Here is a 17,134-nt window from a genome sequence, read left to right as displayed (position 1 = left end):
GCAGGGCTTTATTCGTTGCCACATTCCGCTGTGGTTCCGCCGCACTATTACCATGTTGCCCTCTTTTATAGTTATCTGGGCGGGCTGGGATCCCACGCGCATTCTGGTAATGAGCCAGGTGCTGCTGAGTTTCGGTATTGCGCTGGCGCTGATTCCGCTGTTGTCCTTCACCGGCAACCGCGAATTGATGGGTGATGAGATGGTGAACTCGCGCCTGATGCAGAATGCCGGACGGCTGATTGTGGTGCTGGTTATCGCCCTCAATCTCTATTTGCTGGTTGGCGAAGCGCTCGGTTGGTAACAGTTCTATAAAAGAAAAATCCCGCTTATTAGCGGGATTTTTCTTTTAGTGATGATGGTGATCGTGGTGATCACGACGATCATCATGACGATGATCGTGTCTCCAATGGTCACGACGTTCACGTTCATGCCAGCGACGTTCGCGCTCACGTTCATAGGCGCGATGACGTTTCCACTCTTCATGACGCCACCAGCGATGGTCATCGTAACGATAACGATCGTTCCACCAGCGCGGTTCACGCCAGCGACCGCCGTCCCAGTAATTACCGTGACGATCGCGATCGCCGAGATGCAGCGTAACGCCCGGACCCAAATTGATGGTGGCGCTGTCGGCTTGTGCTGTGCTGATAGCCAACGGGGATAAAGTTGCCAGCAAGGCGGCAAACAAAATGGCACGTTTCATAACATCTCCTTTTCAGTAGCTTATCACTGCCACCGTTGCGCTAGTTTGCCACATCGGACCAGGTAAGCCTTGAGAATCAGTCTGAAAACGCTGAGGGAAATCTGAAATGAGAATTTTCTGCTGCGGAAAATGCCCGACACATGCCGGGCGGGTAAACGTTTACACTAAGATATTGTGGATGGTGTCGATCTCGTCCTGGCTCAGCACCGGCTGGCTCAACATCTCAACCGCATCATCAATTTGCGCAGTTTTGCTGGCGCCAATCAACACCGAGGTGACACGCGCATCGCGCAGCACCCAGCTCAGCGCCATCTGCGCCAGCTTCTGGCCGCGCTGTTGGGCAATCGCCTGCAGCTGACGCACTTTTTCCATCTTCTCTTGCGTCAACTGGTTCTCATTCAGGAACTTACTGCCGCTGGCGATGCGCGAATCTTGCGGAATGCCCTGCAAATAGCGGTCGGTTAACACGCCACCCGCCAGCGGCGAGAAGGCAATGCAACCAACGCCGTTATCGCCCAGTACATCCAGCAAACCCTGCTCTGGCGTACGTTCAAACATCGAATAACGCGGCTGGTGGATTAGGCATGGCGTGCCGAGGTCGCGCAGAATGGCAATCGCTTCGGCGGCTTTGTCTGCCGGATAGTTAGAGATTGCGGCATACAGCGCCTTGCCCTGACGCACCACCTGATCCAGCGCGCGCATGGTCTCTTCCAGCGGCGTTTCAGGATCGGGACGATGGTGATAGAAGATATCAACGTACTCGAGTCCCATACGCTTCAGGCTTTGATCGAGGCTGGAAATCAGATACTTGCGTGAACCCCAATCGCCGTACGGACCGTCCCACATGGTGTAACCGGCTTTGGTTGAGATCACCAGCTCATCGCGCAGTCCCTGAAAATCCTCACGCAGAATGCGACCAAAGTTAGATTCAGCCGATCCCGGCGGTGGGCCGTAATTATTGGCGAGATCGAAATGGGTGATGCCGCGATCAAAGGCGTGGCGCAGCAGTTCACGGCTGTTATCGACGCGCGTACTGTCGCCAAAGTTATGCCACAAACCCAGCGAAATCGCCGGTAACTTCAGGCCGCTACGGCCACTGCGACGGTATTGCATCTGTTGATAACGTTCGGGATGGGGAAAAGCACTCATGCAGCGTTCCTGTCTCAATAGGGGAGAAAGTGACATCAGCATAGCAGTGTATGCGTTTACACTAAGGCGAAACGCGCCGAAGATCGCAACTTACAGAATTATCTGTCGTCGTAACGAATGCTTGCCACAAATCAGCACCACACGATGGTGAATATCTCGCCAATTCAGCCACATCGCTAATACTCCTGATTATCCCCTTAACAAGGAGCTGTCGATGAAAACCCCCAACGTTGGCGATTATTTACTGCACCGATTACAGCAAAGCGGCATCCGACATCTGTTCGGCGTGCCGGGCGATTACAACCTGCAATTCCTCGACAGTGTGATTGCGCATCCCGAAATTGCCTGGGTTGGCTGCGCCAATGAACTGAATGCGGCCTATGCGGCGGATGGATACGGGCGCTGCAACGGCGCGGCGGCACTGCTGACCACGTTTGGCGTCGGCGAGCTTAGCGCTATCAACGGCATCGCCGGCAGCTATGCCGAATATGTGCCGGTGATTCATATCGTTGGCGCGCCCGCCAGTCAGGCGCAGCAGCAGGGCGATTGCGTGCACCATTCTCTGGGTGATGGCGATTTTGGTCATTTCCTGCGAATGGCGCAGGAAGTGAGTGTGGCATCTGCGGTGCTGACGGCGGAGAAAGCGGTGGTGGAGATCGATCGCGTTATCAGCGAGGCGCTAACGCAACATCGTCCCGGCTATTTATTGCTGGCAGTGGATGTGGCGGCGGCTGAGATTTCGCTGCCAGAGGAAAAAATTACAGCCGCAGATAACCATCAGCAGGTTGCCGCAGCTTTTGCTGATGCGGCAGAGCGCTTGCTGGCGCCGGCAAAACGCGTGGCGCTGTTGGCGGATTTCCTTGCCGCGCGCTGGCAGTTGCAGCCGCAGCTTGAGGCATTGCGCCAGCTGCGCACGATTCCTGCCGCCACCTTATTGATGGGCAAAGGCGTGCTCAACGAGCAGCAGCCGGGTTACGTAGGCACTTACGCCGCGCAAGGCAGCAGCGATGCAGTACGTCAGGCCATCGAAGATACCGACGTCACGCTGTGCGTCGGCGTGCGGTTTACCGATACCTTAACCGCCGGCTTCACGCAAAATCTGCCCGCCGAGCGCGTGATCGATCTGCAGCCGTTTCAGGCCACGGTCGCTGGCGAGGTGTTTGCGCCGTTAAGCATGCAGCAGGCGCTGGCGGCGCTGACGCCGATTTATCAGCGTCACTGCGCGCACTGGCGGCTGGCGGATGCGCCTGAGTGCGAAGAAAGTGAGCAAATTGCTGCGGCGGTAATCAGTCAGCAGGCATTCTGGCAGGCGATGCAGCGCTTCCTGCTGCCCGGTGATATTATCCTCGCCGATCAAGGCACCGCGGCCTTTGGCGCGGCGGCGCTGCGTTTACCGCAGGATGCGCAATTGCTGGTGCAACCGCTGTGGGGATCGATTGGCTATACTTTACCCGCCACCTTTGGTGCGCAAACCGCGCAACCGGATCGTCGGGTCATCCTGATTATTGGCGATGGCTCTGCGCAGCTGACGATTCAGGAGTTGGGTTCGATGCTACGCGACGGACAGCAGCCGATCATTTTCCTGATTAACAATGATGGTTACACGGTTGAGCGCGCGATTCACGGTGCTGAGCAACGTTACAACGATATCGCACCGTGGAACTGGACCGCGCTGCCGCAGGCGCTGAGCCAGCAATGCACGGCGCAGAGCTGGCGCGTCAGCGAAACGGTGCAGCTGGACGCGGTGATGGAGCAATTAATGCGGAATCGGTGTCTGTCGCTGGTGGAAGTGGTGATGGACAAACAGGACTTGCCGCCGCTGCTGCGTAAGGTCACCGCCGCACTGCATCAGCGCAATAGTAGCTAAATTTCGGAAAGTTGCCGCTGGGAAGTCGGACAGGCGATCGGTAGGCTGTGCAGCATCTTTAAATGGATTACGCCCATCGTGCAGGTGGGCGTTGTTGTTTTATTGGCAGGCTTTTATAGTGTCCTGCAATTGTTTATGACCCAAGCGGAGCAGCAGAAGAATGACAACATACGCCCTGGTCGGCGATGTGGGCGGTACCAATGCCCGTCTCGCATTGTGTGAGGTAGAAAACGGTGCTATCTCGCAAGCCCAAACCTTCTCAACATCAGACTACGACAATCTTGAAGCGGTGATCCGTCACTATCTTGACGAGCAAAAACAGGATATTAAGCACGCCTGTATCGCCATTGCCTGTCCGATTACCGGCGATTGGGTAGAGATGACCAACCACGATTGGGCGTTCTCCACCAAAGTGATGAAAGAGCATCTGGCGCTGGAAAGCCTGGAAATCATCAATGATTTCACCGCCGTTTCGATGGCGATTCCGATGCTGAGCGAAAAGGAAGTGATTCAGTTTGGCGGCAAAGCGCCGGTTGAAGGCAAGCCCATCGCGATTTACGGTGCGGGCACCGGCCTCGGCGTCAGCCATTTAGTGCACGTGGATAAGCGCTGGATCAGCTTGCCGGGCGAGGGCGGCCACGTTGACTTCGCGCCGAACAGCGAAGAAGAGGGTGAAATTCTCGAAGTACTGCGCGCGGAGATTGGTCACGTTTCGGCTGAACGCGTGCTGTCAGGTGCCGGTTTGGTCAATCTTTATCGCGCCATCGTGAAGTCTGATGAGCGTGAGCCAGAAAACCTCAAGCCAAAAGATGTTACCGAGCGCGCGTTGAAAGACAGCTGCATCGATTGCCGTCGCGCACTGTCGCTGTTCTGCGTGATTATGGGGCGTTTCGGCGGCAACCTGGCGCTGAATCTGGGCACCTTTGGCGGCGTCTATATCGCTGGCGGTATCGTGCCGCGCTTCCTCGACTTCTTTAAAGCGTCCGGTTTCCGCGCGGCGTTTGAAGATAAAGGTCGCTTCCGCGATTACCTGGTCGATATTCCGGTGTATATGATCACTCACGATCAGCCGGGCTTACTTGGCGCCGGTGCGCACCTGCGTCAGGTGCTGGGCCGCGAACTGTAAGCACTCAGGCGAGCGGCATCTGCCGTTCGCCTTATAATCTCATCAACTGCCGAAAGGCTTTCACCTTGCTGCGACTCACCGGCACCTGCGCATCCAAATCACGCAACTTCACCAAATAGGTATTGTTAAACCACGGCTCGATTTCACGAATCTTGCTCAGGTTGACGCAGTAAGATCGATGGCAGCGGAAGAATTGCTGTTCCGGTAAACGGCTGCAAAATTCACTTATTACCATCGACATCACATAGGCTTCGCGCCGCGTATAAACAAACGTCAGCTTCTCGTGCGCCTCAACATAATAGATCTCGTTGATATCGGTGACGATAATGCGTTCATCTTTTACTAAGTTGACGGTTTGCTGCGAGCTGGCCGCCGCGTTTTGCGGTTGCAACTGCTGCTGGGCGCTGGCTTCCAGTTTCTGCAGCATCGTCATGATGCGCGACTCGTGATACGGCTTGAGAATGTAGTCAAACGCATCCAGTTCAAACGCGTCAACCGCATGCTCTTTCCACGCGGTAATAAACACAATCAACGGCTTATGGGCAAACTGATTGATGTTTTGCGCCAGCAACATGCCATCCAGCGACGGAATGTTGATGTCGAGGAAAATCACATCCACCCGATGGTTCTGCAGATATTTCAGCACCTCCAGCCCATCATCAAAGCAGGCCTCAACGCTGATTTGGCTGTGTTGCTGAATCATCCAGCTTAACTCTTGCTGGGCGAGAAACTCGTCTTCAACGATGATGGCTTTCACGTGGCGGTTTCCGTGGTGGGGCGCAGCGGCGCAGGTAGCGGCTGACCATTCTTGCTAAGCGTAAAGGCGATTTCAGTGCCGGGATGATGGCGGGTAATAACCAAACCCTGGCCGGAGAGCAATTTCACGCGATGATGCACATTCAGCAGACCAATCTTGTTGCCGGGCATCTCATTACGCGCCACGCGGCTCATCACATCCTCGCTGATGCCGTCGCCGGTATCGCGCACTGCGACGCGTACACGATCGCCCAAATCCTTCACGCTCAGCGTCACCACGCCTTTGCCGCGACAAGGCTGAATGCCGTGCACAATGGCGTTCTCCACCAGCGGTTGAATCAGCAGGCTAGGCAGCGTGAAGTGCAGATCTTCATCCACGTCGTAAATCATCGACAGCTTGTCGCCGAAACGCGCCTGCTCAATCGCGATGTAGTCCTTCACCTGCCACAACTCTTTCTTGATATCGATAAGCTCGTCATCGTTGAGTTCGAGGTTGTAGCGCAGATAACGCGACAGGTTGATCACCAACTGGCGCGCGGTGTCTGGATTGAGGCGAATCGAGGAGGAGATAGCATTCAGCGCGTTAAACAGGAAATGCGGGTTAATTTTACTCTGCAGCGCGCGTAATTCAGCCTTGTTCGCCATCTCGCGCAGTTGCTCAGCCCGCGACACTTCCAACTGGGTGGAGATGATTTGCGATAGCCCAATCGCCATCTCCTTCAGCGAACCGGTGATGCGATGCGCACGGCGATAATAGATTTTTAGCGTGCCGGTCACTTCCCCTTTTTCCCAAAGGGGAATAACCAGCATAGAGTGAATATCTTTGGTGCGATGTGCCTCATCGTTGTTTTTGATGATGATTTTGCCGCTGGCGATCGCCTGCGCAGTGGTCGGACTGATAGCGTCATCGCCGTTTTGATAGTTCTGCTCGCCATCGCCGACGTAAGCGAGAATTTGTTTGTTATTGGTGATGGCGACCGCATCGGCGTGAATGTCGCTGCGAATGATATCGCACACTTTATGCAGCGACTGGCTATCAACCTGACGAAACAGCGGCAGCGTTTTGTTGGCGATTTCCAGCGCCAGCTTGGCCTGACGCGCCGCAATCGCCTCTTTTTCACCTTCGACGCTCTGCACCAGCAGCACGATTAAACCGATGCTTGAGGCGCCCAGAATCATCGGCAGCGCAATCTCGGACACAATCGCCAGTCCGAGCGTCATTGGCTTGGCCCACAGCACAATCAGCAGCATGGTCAGGCTTTCGCACAACATGCCGCCGAGAATACCGGCGCGCCAGCGCTGCTCTTTACTCACCCGGCGATTAATCACGCCCGAGGCGATGCCGGCAATGATGCTGGTGATCAGGCAAGGCACCGCCGTGACGCCATCCATATCAATCAGATAGCGATGCAAACCGGCAATCACACCGGTGGCGATGCCCACCCAGGGACCAAACAGAATGCCGCCGGACATCACCGCAATCACACGCACATTGAGCAGCGAACCGTCGACGTTAATGCCCGACCAGGTGCTGAACAGTGCAAACAGCGAGAATATTGTCGTCACCACCACTTTTTCGCGCACCGAATGCTCATCTTTTTGCAGCAGCTGACGGAACACCCGCGTGCGAGTGAGGAAGAACAGGCAAATCAGCATCAGCGCCGCGCGGTCAAAAACCGCCAGCAGCATGTCGAAGTGGGAAGGCAAGGGCATCTCTCAGGCAAGAAACGGGAGGCTATGATAAAAAATGTGATCACGATCCGCCAGCGCCACGGCAATCTGCAGACCTTTCTCGTAGCCGGGATCAATTTTTAACATGCCAGGTCGCCATAAATGGCAATCGAACTCCGTTTTTGTAGGGTCGCCATTCATGGCGACCTCCCCAAAAAGAGGAAAACTTGACCAACAAAAAGAGGATTAGCGAAAGCGTGCGCCGATCGCTGGTTGTGAATACGCCGGTTTGCTATGTTGCCGTATAAAAAAGGGGAGCTCAGCCATGCAATTACTCACGCCACGTTTGTCCCTCAGTCGGCTTCAGCCAGAAGACTGGCAGATTTTCAAAGCGGTACACCAGGACGCCGCCACCATGACGTGGGTCAGTGAAATCCCGGATGAAAACGATATCCGTCAACGCTTTAACGAGCGTTTGGCGCCGTGGCAGGCGAGCAGTTTTCATATGCTGTGTCTGGTGGCACGCATCCGGGAAAGCGGTGAGCCGATTGGGTTGTTTGGCTGTAGCGCCGAATGGCATCCGTATCGTCAGGCCGAAGTGGGTTACATGCTACGCGCGGCGTTTACCGGCTTGGGTTATGGCAGTGAAGCGCTCGACGCGCTGTGCCAGTTTTTACTGCAGGCAGAATTTCATAAGCTGAAAGCGATGGTGATTGAGGGGAATTGGCCGTCGCGCCGCATTCTGGAGAAGAATGGTTTCGCCCTTGAGGGCACGCTGCGGGATAATTATCTGCTAAACGGCCAATGGGTAAGCGATTGGGTGTTTGGCCGCCTGAATCCTGAATATTGAAAAAATTTTATTCCGCTCTCGACAATCTTGTTATCAGCGCGTTATGTTCTTGGTGCGGTCACCACAGTGACCCACGTCGCTCGGACGGTCCGGGCGCTTACGTAAACCAGAGGACATCATGGCTGATAACAGCACACCCCGTCGTTTCTCGCGTATTGAACGCCTTCCCCCGTATGTTTTTAACATCACCGCTGAATTGAAGATGGCTGCGCGTCGGCGCGGCGAAGACATCATCGATTTCTCGATGGGCAATCCGGATGGCCCCACGCCGCCGCACATCGTTGAAAAACTCTGCCAGGTGGCGCAGCGCGAAGACACGCACGGTTATTCAACCTCGAAAGGTATTCCCCGTTTGCGTCGCGCGATTTCACGCTGGTACGCAGACCGTTATCAGGTAGAGATCGATCCGGAATCGGAAGCGATTGTCACCATCGGCTCCAAAGAGGGTTTGGCGCACTTAATGCTGGCCACGCTCGATCACGGCGACACCGTGCTGGTGCCGAATCCCAGCTATCCGATTCACATTTACGGCGCGGTGATTGCCGGTGCGCAGGTGCGTTCTGTCCCGCTGGTGGCGGGCGTTGATTTCTTCAACGAACTCGAACGAGCGATTCGCGAAAGCTATCCGAAGCCGAAGATGATGATTCTTGGCTTCCCGTCGAATCCTACGGCGCAATGTGTTGAACTCGATTTCTTCGAACGCGTCATCGCGCTGGCGAAGCAGTACAACGTGCTGGTGATCCACGATCTCGCCTATGCCGACATCACCTACGATGGCTGGAAAGCGCCGTCAATTATGCAGGTGCCGGGCGCGCGCGATGTGGCGGTGGAATTCTTTACTCTGTCGAAAAGCTACAACATGGCGGGCTGGCGCATCGGCTTTATGGTCGGCAACAAAGAGCTGGTATCGGCGCTGGCGCGTATCAAGAGTTATCACGATTACGGCACCTTCACACCGTTGCAGGTGGCGGCGATAGCGGCGCTGGAAGGCGATCAACAGTGCGTGCGCGATATCGCTGAGCAGTACAAACGCCGCCGCGATGTGCTGGTTAAAGGCCTGCACGAAGCGGGCTGGATGGTCGATCTGCCGAAGGCATCAATGTACGTCTGGGCGAAAATTCCCGATCACTACGCGCATCTTGGCTCGCTGGAGTTCGCCAAATTACTGATGCAGGAAGCCAAAGTGTGTGTCTCGCCGGGCATTGGTTTTGGTGATTACGGTGATACCCATGTGCGTTTCGCGCTGATTGAAAACAGCGATCGTATTCGTCAGGCGGTGCGGGGGATTAAATCGATGTTCCGTGCCGATGGCATTTTGCCGGGAACGGTGAAAGCGCTGGAAGAAGAAGAGGAATAACCATTAAGTGGGGCGACTCAGCGTCGCCCCGCCTGGCGGCTCTACAGCATCAGTACAAAGGTACCGACCCAAAGCAACAGGAAGAAAGAAATTCCCATCAAAGCGTATCTCACAAAAACAACTCCTCTGAGCGGCTACCCGGCGGGCGATCCCAAACCCGCGTAACCCGAACAGAATAAGAGAAAGGTGGAGTTCATCAGCGCTACACGCTTTCTTCTCAGGTCGCTCCAGGCAAGCCCGGAACAGGATCGAGGGCTAATTTACGCGGATTTGTCCCAAAAATAAATAGGCCGCTTCTGAGATATCGCTCACATTTTCAGCGGGTCTCAATCTCCGGTATCGCCGACATTCCCACACGCAGTTTTGCCAGATCCGGCTGGTTCTCATCGAGCACAATTTTCACCGGTAAACGCTGCACCACTTTGGTGTAATTGCCGGTGGCATTGTCCGGCGAAATGGCGGAAAACGTCGCGCCCGTTGCCGGAGCAATACTATCAACGCGACCGCTGAATACCTTGCCCGGCAAGGCATCCACCTTCACGCTCACTTTCTGCCCTTGCTGCACATTCGCCAGCTGCGTTTCCAGATAATTTGCAGTGATATAGGTTTGCTGCAGCGGCACCACCGCCAACAAACGCGTGCCCGCGCTAACGTAGGCGCCGAGACGCACTGAACGCTGGCCGACCATGCCATCCACCGGCGCCACAATGCGCGTATAGGAAAGATTAAGCTGCGCCTGATCGACGCTGGCCTGCGCGGCAGTGACATCGGCTGCGGCCTGACGCACTGCGGCTTGCAGCACGCCAACTTGCTTGACGGCGGAAGCCAGCGCCGCTTCGCTCTGGCGCACGGTGGCCGAGGCGGAACGCTGTGTTGAGTTGGCTTTTTGCTGATCGTCTGCGGCAATGGTGCCACTTTTATACAGCTGGTTGTAACGTGCGGCGCTCTGTCCGGCGTACTGCGCTGACGCCTGGCTTGCCGCTAACGTGGCTTTCGCCTGGTCGATAGTGGATTGCTGCTGTTCCAGCTGCGCCTGGCTACTCAAACGCTTCGCCTCGCTGACCTGCAAATTGGCCTGCGCGGTCTCTAACGCCACGCGGTAATCGCGATCGTCGAGCGTGGCCAGCAGTTCGCCGGCCTTCACACGCTGGTTATCCTGCACGTTGACGCTGGCGATGTAGCCGGAAACTTTCGGCGCAACCAGCGTGTAATCGGCATTCACATAGGCATCGGTGGTGCGGTGATCGTTGCCAGTCATCGATGACCAGACAAAAAAGGCCATCGCCAATAACACCAGTAATAAGGCGCTCAACAGCACCGTTCTTTTCAGAGCAAAAGCTTGCATATCAATTATCTCGACGTCGTCGTAACAGGTTGAATCAGTGTTTGTGGTGGCCACACGCGTTTCGGCAGCCAGGCGGTTAACAGTAAAAGCAGGGCGGCGAAGGCAATCAGCATCTGGTAGCAATCACTCAGGCTCAGCACCATCGCCTGCTGTTTCAGCAAGGTGGCGAAGCCGCTGAGGTTTTCCGCGCTGCTGACGCTGCCGTCCGGCAGCAACGGCACGCTGCTGCTGGATTGTGCGCTGTTCGGTGCGGTCATCAGCCACGCACGGCTGGCGGCGCTATCGACCAGCACGTTGGAGTGGAATTTTTCACGGTGGCTGATAAACCACTCCACCAGCGTGCTGGCGGCGATGCTGGAGAAACCGCGCACCGTGTTGAACATCGCCGAGGCAAACGGGCCTTCCGGTGGCGCGACCACGCTGGTGGCGCTCATCAGCACCGGCAAAATCACCATCGGCTGACCGAACGCTTGCAGAATCTGTATCAGCCAGAAATTCTGCCGCGCCCAATCGGTGGTAATGTGCATGCCCATCAGGCAGGACGTCACCAACAGCGCTACGCCCGCCGTCAACATCCAGCGACAATCTACCCAGCGAATATTCAGCAGCGCGGCAACAAAAGGGGCGATCAGCAGTTGCGGTAAGCCGATGGTCAACGCCAGCGGTGCGAACTGCAGCGTGCGGAAACCTTGCACCTGCGCCAGATAGGCCGAAGGCAGCGCTGAACCCGACAGCGACAAAATCAGCACGCCCGCCAGCACCAGCAAGCCGTGCGCGAGATTGCGTCGTCCCAGCATCTGCAATTTGAACAGCGGCAGCGGGTGAAACCATTCATTAATAAAGAACACAGTCAGCAACGCCAGCGCGCTGAATAATAGGCCGCTGAACAACGGCGATTCGAGCCAGTCGAGCCGCTCGCCTTGCGTCAGCGCCAGAATCAGCAGCGCCATACCGGAGCAGCCGGTTAGCATGCCGAACAGATCGATCTGTTTGAAACGCTCCAGGCGCAGCGGATCCTGCGGTATACCCCAGCTAATCAGCAGCATGGCAATCAGCATGGCCGGCACCACTTGCCAGAAGACAAATAGCCAGCTGACGTCATCGGTCCAGAATGCTGCAAGCGAAGCGGCCATATTCGGGCCGAAGGTGGCAGTCAGCGCATAACCCGCTAAACCGTATAATTTGATCGGCGGCGGCAGGAAGCGCAGCGCAACGGTCATCAGCATCGGCGGCAGCGCACCGCCAAATAATCCCTGCACCACGCGCAAGGCGATAAACAGCGTGGCATTAGGCATCAGCGGCAGCAGCAGGCCGCTCAGCATAAATCCGGCGGAAACAGTGAGCGCAAAGCGACGCAGCGAAAAGGTGACGGCGAACCAGGGCGCAATCATCATTGCCGCCACTTCAGCAGCCTGATACGCGGAGATAATCCAGCTGCCTTGATCGTAACTGATGCCGATGGCGGCGCGGATATCAGCTAGCGCGATATCGGTGACGCGATCGTTTAATCCCGATGTGAGCGCGGCAATCAGCACGCCAACCAATCCCAGCGCCAGGCGCAGAGTAAACGGATGGGGTGCCGGAGCCGCAATAGGCTGGGCGTTCATAGCAGGCTTCTCGTTATATTGTTGATGCAGTGTATTGCGATGTGATACAGGTAGCATCTTACATATCGATATGCTGTATTGCAATGTGATACAGGGTGTAAAAGTGCGATCATTCGCGTTAAAGTAGTGCAGGCCAAAAAGGAACGCATCATGGTTGAACTTCCCTCAAGCCGTGAGGATGAAAAAGCGGGTGGCATTCAGGTCATCGCGCGTGCGGCAAAAATTCTGAATGCGCTGGGTGAACATCCCGGCGGCATGAGTTTGGGTGAAATTGCGCAGGTGGTTGGCCTGCCGCGCTCGACGGTGCAGCGCATCATTGGCGCGCTGGACAGCGCACAGCTGGTGCGCAGCAGCGGTGCCGGCGGTTTACGTCTCGGTCCGGCGCTGCTCAAGCTGATCTCCAGCGTGCACAGCGACGTGGTGGAAATCGTGCGTCCGTTCCTCGAACAACTCTCTGCCGAAATCAACGAAACGGTATCGCTGGCGCGGGCCAGCGGCACGCAGTTGGCGATCGTGCATTATGTGGTGGCCTCGCGCGAACTGCGTGTGGTGCCGCGCATTGGACTGAATCTGCCGCTTTACAGTACATCGGGCGGCCGCGCGTTGCTGGCGCTGGAGAGCGATGAAGATGTGCGCGTGATGGTGGGCGAAGCCTATAAAGAGTTAACCGAGATGACGGTGAAAACCCTGCCGCAATTGCTGGAGCTGATTGCCGAAGTGCGCGCCAGCGGATTAGCGATCGATCGCGGCGAGACGCTGGAGGGCATTTCAACCATGGCGGTCGCCATTGATACGTTGTTTGGCCGCTTCTCTATCTCATTGCTGGTGCCGACGGCGCGTTTTCATAAGCAGGAAGCGCACTATCGTGAGCAAATCATCAAGTGCAAAGACGCCTTGATTCGTGAAATTGGCAAAATGACCGCTGTGGAAGGATAACCAACTGATGAAAACCTTGCTGATGGCCATCGATAACTCTCCGGTGGCGGAAAAAGTGATTGCGTTGACCATTGAACAGGCGCTGGCGCATCAGGCGCAGGTCACGGTGCTGTGCTGCGTGGATCCCGCTTATTCCTCCTGTAATCAACCGATTGAGATTGACGCCGGTGAAGATCCGGATGATTTTGTGGCGGCGAAAGATGAGCAGAACACCGCCGAAATGGTGGTGCGTCATGCGCTGGCGCCGCTGCTGCGCGCGGGCGTGGCGGCAAAGGGATTGATTCTGGCGGGTGAAGCGGCGGAAACCATTGTGGCGCAATCCACACTTTTGCAGGCCAGCATGATCATCATGGGACGCCGCCATCTGTCGCCGTTTAATCGTCTGCTGAAAGGTTCGGTCAGCGCTGCGGTGATTGAACGCGCCAATTGCCCCGTTTTAATTGATGTACGTAAGGATTAACCCCGCTCGATGCTCTCGCTTTTTCCGATTACGCTAGCGGCGTTCGCGCTGCTGGCGATCATTATTATTCTGCTGGTGCGCACCACTTCGCTGCGACTGTGGCAAGGCGTGCTGTTGTTTATCTTACCGCTGATTCTGGCGAATCTGCTGTGGTTCAGCTGGCTGCATCCGCGTCAGGAGCGTCAGGCGCTGGTGGAAGAGGTGGCAACCCAACTCAGCCTCGCGCCCGGTTATCGTCTGCTAAAAATTCAGGAACCGGCATTGTGGCAGTTGCTCAATCGCGAACTGCTGCATAAACGGCTTGAAGGCGTTTCCGCCGATCAGGCGCTGGGGGATATGCGCGGCTGGTTGATGGATCTGGTCAATCAACGTCTGACGCGCGCCAGCGATGCGGCGATCATTGACTACATTCGCGTTTCGGTCGAGGAGATGCAGGCATTGCAGCAGCAGGAACCGCAGCGCTGCTTCCGTTTCCTCTATCCGCAGGTGAATGGCGGCGTCAATTTGCAACAGGTGCTGTCACCGGAACTGAATCAGCGCGATGCGCAGGCGCTCGAAACGCTGCTACAGCAAAGCACTGGCAATGAACAGCCGCTGGGTCAGGCTGCCGCGCAGCGCGATCTGCAAAGCGTGGTGGAAAAGCTGTATGGCAAGTGGGGCGATCGGCTGCAACAGCTAAACATGCCGGCGGATACCGCGGTTGATCGCGGGGCGATGTGCGCGATGTCGATTGATCTCTATAGCGGGATTCTCGCATTGCCTGACAAACAAGCGGCCAATCTTTTACGTAAGATGGTCAGCCTTACCGGTTAGCGGGCAAAAAAAAGCCCGCTCAGCGCGGGCATGAAGGTCACTATCAGTATGTTTATTATTAACTCACCTGGTGTGGTGCAGACTTCGTTTTGTCTGGGTACATAATCGCACCGCCGAGTTGATAAGGGAAACCGTTTGGTTTTATCGATTTGATTGGCAAAAGCTTCACTAATCCCGGACATTTCGCGCTTTAATCCTATAGATAAGCGCGGCGTTGCATTTTAGACTGCGACGCTTTAGAGGAAACCCTAATGAAAAAAATGCTTATTAGCGCAATGGCGCTTTTTATGCTGGCCGGCTGTAGCGTCAGCAAACCAGGAGGTTTTGAGCGTGTCGATGAAGATACCAGCTCAAATACCGTGCAGTATCGTTACGATCCCCACACGCTGAATAAAGACGCAATGGAGATTGACCTTGCGAATTATTGCAGTCAGCGTGGATTTGATAAGGTGGAATCACTGCCGTCGCAAAATAGCCATTTGCCCGGATTAAAGAAAGCCTGGTATCAATGTAATTACGCGGTAAAAAGCTAAAAAAATAGGGCGGGATAATTTCCCGCCCTTTTTATTTTCTTATTATTTGCTGTGTATGTTCTTTGCCCAACTATCTGCGGTGTCCATAACCGCCGTACCCATGATGCCAGCCGCCGCCACCATGATGGCCCCAACCTGGGCCGCCGCCTCCACGATGATGATCGATAATACAGCCACTCAACATCGTCATAATGGCTACAACCGATGCAACCTTAATAACTTTCTTCATGGAGAGTCCTCCTCTGTTCCAATGACGCCAGATTACAGGGGAATAGTGGAGTGAAGATGCAGGAAATGTAGAGTTATTGCTGAATGTATTACGGAGTGTGTCAATTAAATGCTAAAAAAGTCGCGGGGTAAAATAAACCAATCGGAATAAGCTGAATGCCTGCTAATAATAACGAGATTACTCCGAAAGGCAACACTTAATAATAGTGGTTCTCAATTAACGCTTTATTGTGGATCAATTGTGGAGAAAGTTGATGCCGCGAATTGCTGCGGCATCCCAGCGAACTTAATTATGCAGTAAAGGTTCTGCCACGTTTTGGCGATTTGGCAGACGGATGCTCAGCGACAGCACCAGTGAAATCACCAGCAAGGTCATAATCAGGCTGAAGGTGACGGTGAAGCCACCAAAGGCGGAAGCCACCAGTGAACCCAGCACGCTGCCGATACCGAAGCCAAGGTAAATCAGACCATAGTTTTTGGTCAGGTTGTTCAGACCAAAGAAATCGCTGACCAGCGATGGGAACACAGTAATGGTGCCGCCGAAACTGAAGGCCACGCAGGCTAAGGAGAGGAAGAAGGTCGATTCGTTCATATGGGTGAACAGCAGAATGCTCATGCCCACCAGCGAGACAATTTGCGCCAGCGTAATCACGCGTATGCGCGCCATTTTATCCGACAGCACGCCAAGAATCAGGCGACCGCTGAGGTTGGCAATCGCAATCACCGTAACCGCATTGGCTGCGGTTTGTGCACTAAGATGCACCATGCCTTCACCGATATCTTTTGCCACGCCAATCACGTACAGGCCGCTCATGCAGGCGGTCAGGAACATCAGCGCCAGCATCCAGTACTGCGGTAAACGCACCGATTGCGCCAGCGTGTAATCTTTGGCCTCCAGCTGCGCATTGCCGCTGCTCTTCTGCATCGGCGCATCACGCATCAGCAACGCGCCGACAATAATCATGCTCATCGCCAGCACGCCCCAGATCATGAAGGTATTCTCCAGACCTTGTGCGCTCAGCAGTGCACCGCAGATGAATTTGAAGCCGAGGCTACCCAACCCATACGCACCAATTGAGCAGGCCGAAATGAGCCCTTTACGCTCCGGGAACCACTTCACGCAGTTAGAGAGCGTCATCAGATATCCGGCACCATCTGCCAGTCCCACCAATATCCCGGCGCTGAGGTAGAGCATCATCAGATTATCGGCATGTGCGGTCAGCCAGAAACCGACAGCCATCAAAATGCCCGCGCCGAGGGTGACGTTGCGCACGCCAAAGCGCTCCTGCAATTTCCCGGCAAGCGATGAGGCAATCGCCAGGCCAAGACTGAGCAAACCGAACGAGAACGCCACTTCACTGATGGGCGCATCCAGCTTATTCGCCAGCGGGCCGTTAAACAGGCTCCAGGTATAAACTGAGCCCAAAGCGAACTGCGTGATGATGGTGCCAATAAGGGTCAACGTGCGGGTACGTTGATAATTCGCGGGGGTTGCTGTTGTCATTTTTATCTCTCACTCGAGAAAGCGGAATCTGTGGAGATAATAAGTTGCTCTCGCGCGTGCGGGGGAAAGCGTGGCGTGAATGAACCCAACGGTGGCATGAAATGCAGCTAAACGGGTATGAATGACATTGTGATGACAGCAAGTGATGTCATTTAAAACGTAGCGGTTGCTATGGGTAACCATGTGTAAGTATTTGTATCGATCGCGCCATAATGCCTGCAAAGTCGCG

The 17,134-nt window shown here is 55.3% G+C and carries 19 protein-coding genes; 9 read left to right on the top strand and 10 right to left on the bottom strand.

Annotated elements, in window-relative coordinates; all coding sequences use genetic code 11:
- Positions 1-301 (top strand): Nramp family divalent metal transporter (locus RTY00_RS05765; protein WP_312663754.1); only part of this gene is annotated, 301 nt, incomplete at its 5' end.
- Positions 302-346: 45 nt separating this feature from the next.
- On the opposite strand, the gene RTY00_RS05760 is transcribed toward RTY00_RS05765, so the two are convergent.
- The gene (locus tag RTY00_RS05760) at positions 347-703 is read right to left on the bottom strand and encodes a DUF2502 domain-containing protein (RefSeq protein ID WP_061717893.1); all 357 of its coding nucleotides are present in this window, start codon (positions 701-703) and stop codon (positions 347-349) included.
- A gap of 159 nt (positions 704-862) precedes the next feature.
- On the bottom strand, positions 863-1,852 hold the full coding sequence (mgrA, locus tag RTY00_RS05755; protein ID WP_256697030.1) for an L-glyceraldehyde 3-phosphate reductase: 990 nt from the start codon (positions 1,850-1,852) through the stop codon (positions 863-865).
- Positions 1,853-2,066: 214 nt separating this feature from the next.
- Here mgrA and RTY00_RS05750 point away from each other — a divergent pair, with 214 nt between their 5' ends.
- A complete protein-coding gene (locus tag RTY00_RS05750; RefSeq protein ID WP_312663752.1) occupies positions 2,067-3,719 on the top strand; it encodes a thiamine pyrophosphate-binding protein in 1,653 nt (550 codons plus the stop codon).
- A gap of 160 nt (positions 3,720-3,879) precedes the next feature.
- Positions 3,880-4,845 carry a glucokinase gene (gene glk, locus RTY00_RS05745; protein WP_312663751.1) on the top strand — a complete coding sequence of 322 codons (966 nt, stop codon included), beginning with the start codon at positions 3,880-3,882 and terminating at the stop codon, positions 4,843-4,845.
- A gap of 31 nt (positions 4,846-4,876) precedes the next feature.
- Here glk and RTY00_RS05740 read toward each other — a convergent pair whose 3' ends face one another.
- The 3 genes from RTY00_RS05740 to RTY00_RS05730 are packed head-to-tail and all read right to left on the bottom strand — an operon-like array spanning position 4,877 to position 7,473.
- Positions 4,877-5,602, bottom strand: a complete 726-nt coding sequence (locus RTY00_RS05740; protein WP_312663750.1) for a LytTR family DNA-binding domain-containing protein — start codon at positions 5,600-5,602, stop codon at positions 4,877-4,879.
- Positions 5,599-7,290: a sensor histidine kinase gene (locus RTY00_RS05735; RefSeq protein WP_312663756.1), complete on the bottom strand. Its 1,692-nt coding sequence runs from the start codon at positions 7,288-7,290 to the stop codon at positions 5,599-5,601. Before RTY00_RS05735 ends, RTY00_RS05740 begins: the two co-directional genes overlap by 4 nt.
- Before the next feature lie 27 nt (positions 7,291-7,317).
- On the bottom strand, positions 7,318-7,473 hold the full coding sequence (locus RTY00_RS05730; protein ID WP_312663748.1) for a hypothetical protein: 156 nt from the start codon (positions 7,471-7,473) through the stop codon (positions 7,318-7,320).
- Positions 7,474-7,597: 124 nt separating this feature from the next.
- Here RTY00_RS05730 and RTY00_RS05725 point away from each other — a divergent pair, with 124 nt between their 5' ends.
- Complete coding sequence (locus tag RTY00_RS05725) at positions 7,598-8,122, top strand: GNAT family N-acetyltransferase (protein ID WP_154190412.1); 525 nt, start codon at positions 7,598-7,600, stop codon at positions 8,120-8,122.
- Positions 8,123-8,240: 118 nt separating this feature from the next.
- Positions 8,241-9,479 (top strand): alanine transaminase, encoded by a 1,239-nt coding sequence (alaC, locus tag RTY00_RS05720; protein WP_008101332.1) that lies wholly within the window; start codon positions 8,241-8,243, stop codon positions 9,477-9,479.
- Between the two features lie 41 nt (positions 9,480-9,520).
- On the opposite strand, the gene ypdK is transcribed toward alaC, so the two are convergent.
- The 3 genes from ypdK to RTY00_RS05705 form a co-directional block, all read right to left on the bottom strand.
- Positions 9,521-9,592 (bottom strand): membrane protein YpdK, encoded by a 72-nt coding sequence (gene ypdK / locus RTY00_RS05715; RefSeq protein ID WP_099686956.1) that lies wholly within the window; start codon positions 9,590-9,592, stop codon positions 9,521-9,523.
- A 203-nt stretch (positions 9,593-9,795) separates the two neighbouring features.
- Positions 9,796-10,824, bottom strand: a complete 1,029-nt coding sequence (locus RTY00_RS05710; RefSeq protein ID WP_312663747.1) for an HlyD family secretion protein — start codon at positions 10,822-10,824, stop codon at positions 9,796-9,798.
- Between the two features lie 5 nt (positions 10,825-10,829).
- Positions 10,830-12,431: an MFS transporter gene (locus tag RTY00_RS05705; protein ID WP_312663746.1), complete on the bottom strand. Its 1,602-nt coding sequence runs from the start codon at positions 12,429-12,431 to the stop codon at positions 10,830-10,832.
- Between the two features lie 150 nt (positions 12,432-12,581).
- Here RTY00_RS05705 and RTY00_RS05700 point away from each other — a divergent pair, with 150 nt between their 5' ends.
- The 4 genes from RTY00_RS05700 (at position 12,582) to RTY00_RS05685 (ending at position 15,173) form a co-directional block, all read left to right on the top strand.
- Positions 12,582-13,367 (top strand): IclR family transcriptional regulator, encoded by a 786-nt coding sequence (locus RTY00_RS05700; protein WP_312663745.1) that lies wholly within the window; start codon positions 12,582-12,584, stop codon positions 13,365-13,367.
- A 7-nt stretch (positions 13,368-13,374) separates the two neighbouring features.
- Positions 13,375-13,827, top strand: coding sequence for a universal stress protein (locus tag RTY00_RS05695; RefSeq protein WP_008101323.1), 453 nt, complete (start codon positions 13,375-13,377; stop codon positions 13,825-13,827).
- A gap of 9 nt (positions 13,828-13,836) precedes the next feature.
- On the top strand, positions 13,837-14,640 hold the full coding sequence (locus tag RTY00_RS05690) for a hypothetical protein (protein WP_312663743.1): 804 nt from the start codon (positions 13,837-13,839) through the stop codon (positions 14,638-14,640).
- A 251-nt stretch (positions 14,641-14,891) separates the two neighbouring features.
- The gene (locus RTY00_RS05685; RefSeq protein WP_154190406.1) at positions 14,892-15,173 is read left to right on the top strand and encodes a membrane lipoprotein lipid attachment site-containing protein; all 282 of its coding nucleotides are present in this window, start codon (positions 14,892-14,894) and stop codon (positions 15,171-15,173) included.
- Between the two features lie 514 nt (positions 15,174-15,687).
- Here the strand turns inward: RTY00_RS05685 and RTY00_RS05680 are convergent.
- On the bottom strand, positions 15,688-16,905 hold the full coding sequence (locus tag RTY00_RS05680) for an MFS transporter (RefSeq protein ID WP_312663740.1): 1,218 nt from the start codon (positions 16,903-16,905) through the stop codon (positions 15,688-15,690).
- A gap of 9 nt (positions 16,906-16,914) precedes the next feature.
- A partial coding sequence (locus RTY00_RS05675) for a hypothetical protein (protein ID WP_312663739.1) occupies positions 16,915-17,134 on the bottom strand: 220 nt, incomplete at its 5' end.

It is taken from the genome of Pantoea sp. CTOTU49201 (assembly GCF_032054795.1).
Taxonomy (GTDB): Bacteria; Pseudomonadota; Gammaproteobacteria; order Enterobacterales; family Enterobacteriaceae; genus Pantoea; species Pantoea symbiotica.
Note: the sequence above shows the minus strand (reverse complement) of the source record. Positions and strands in the feature narration are given on the sequence as shown.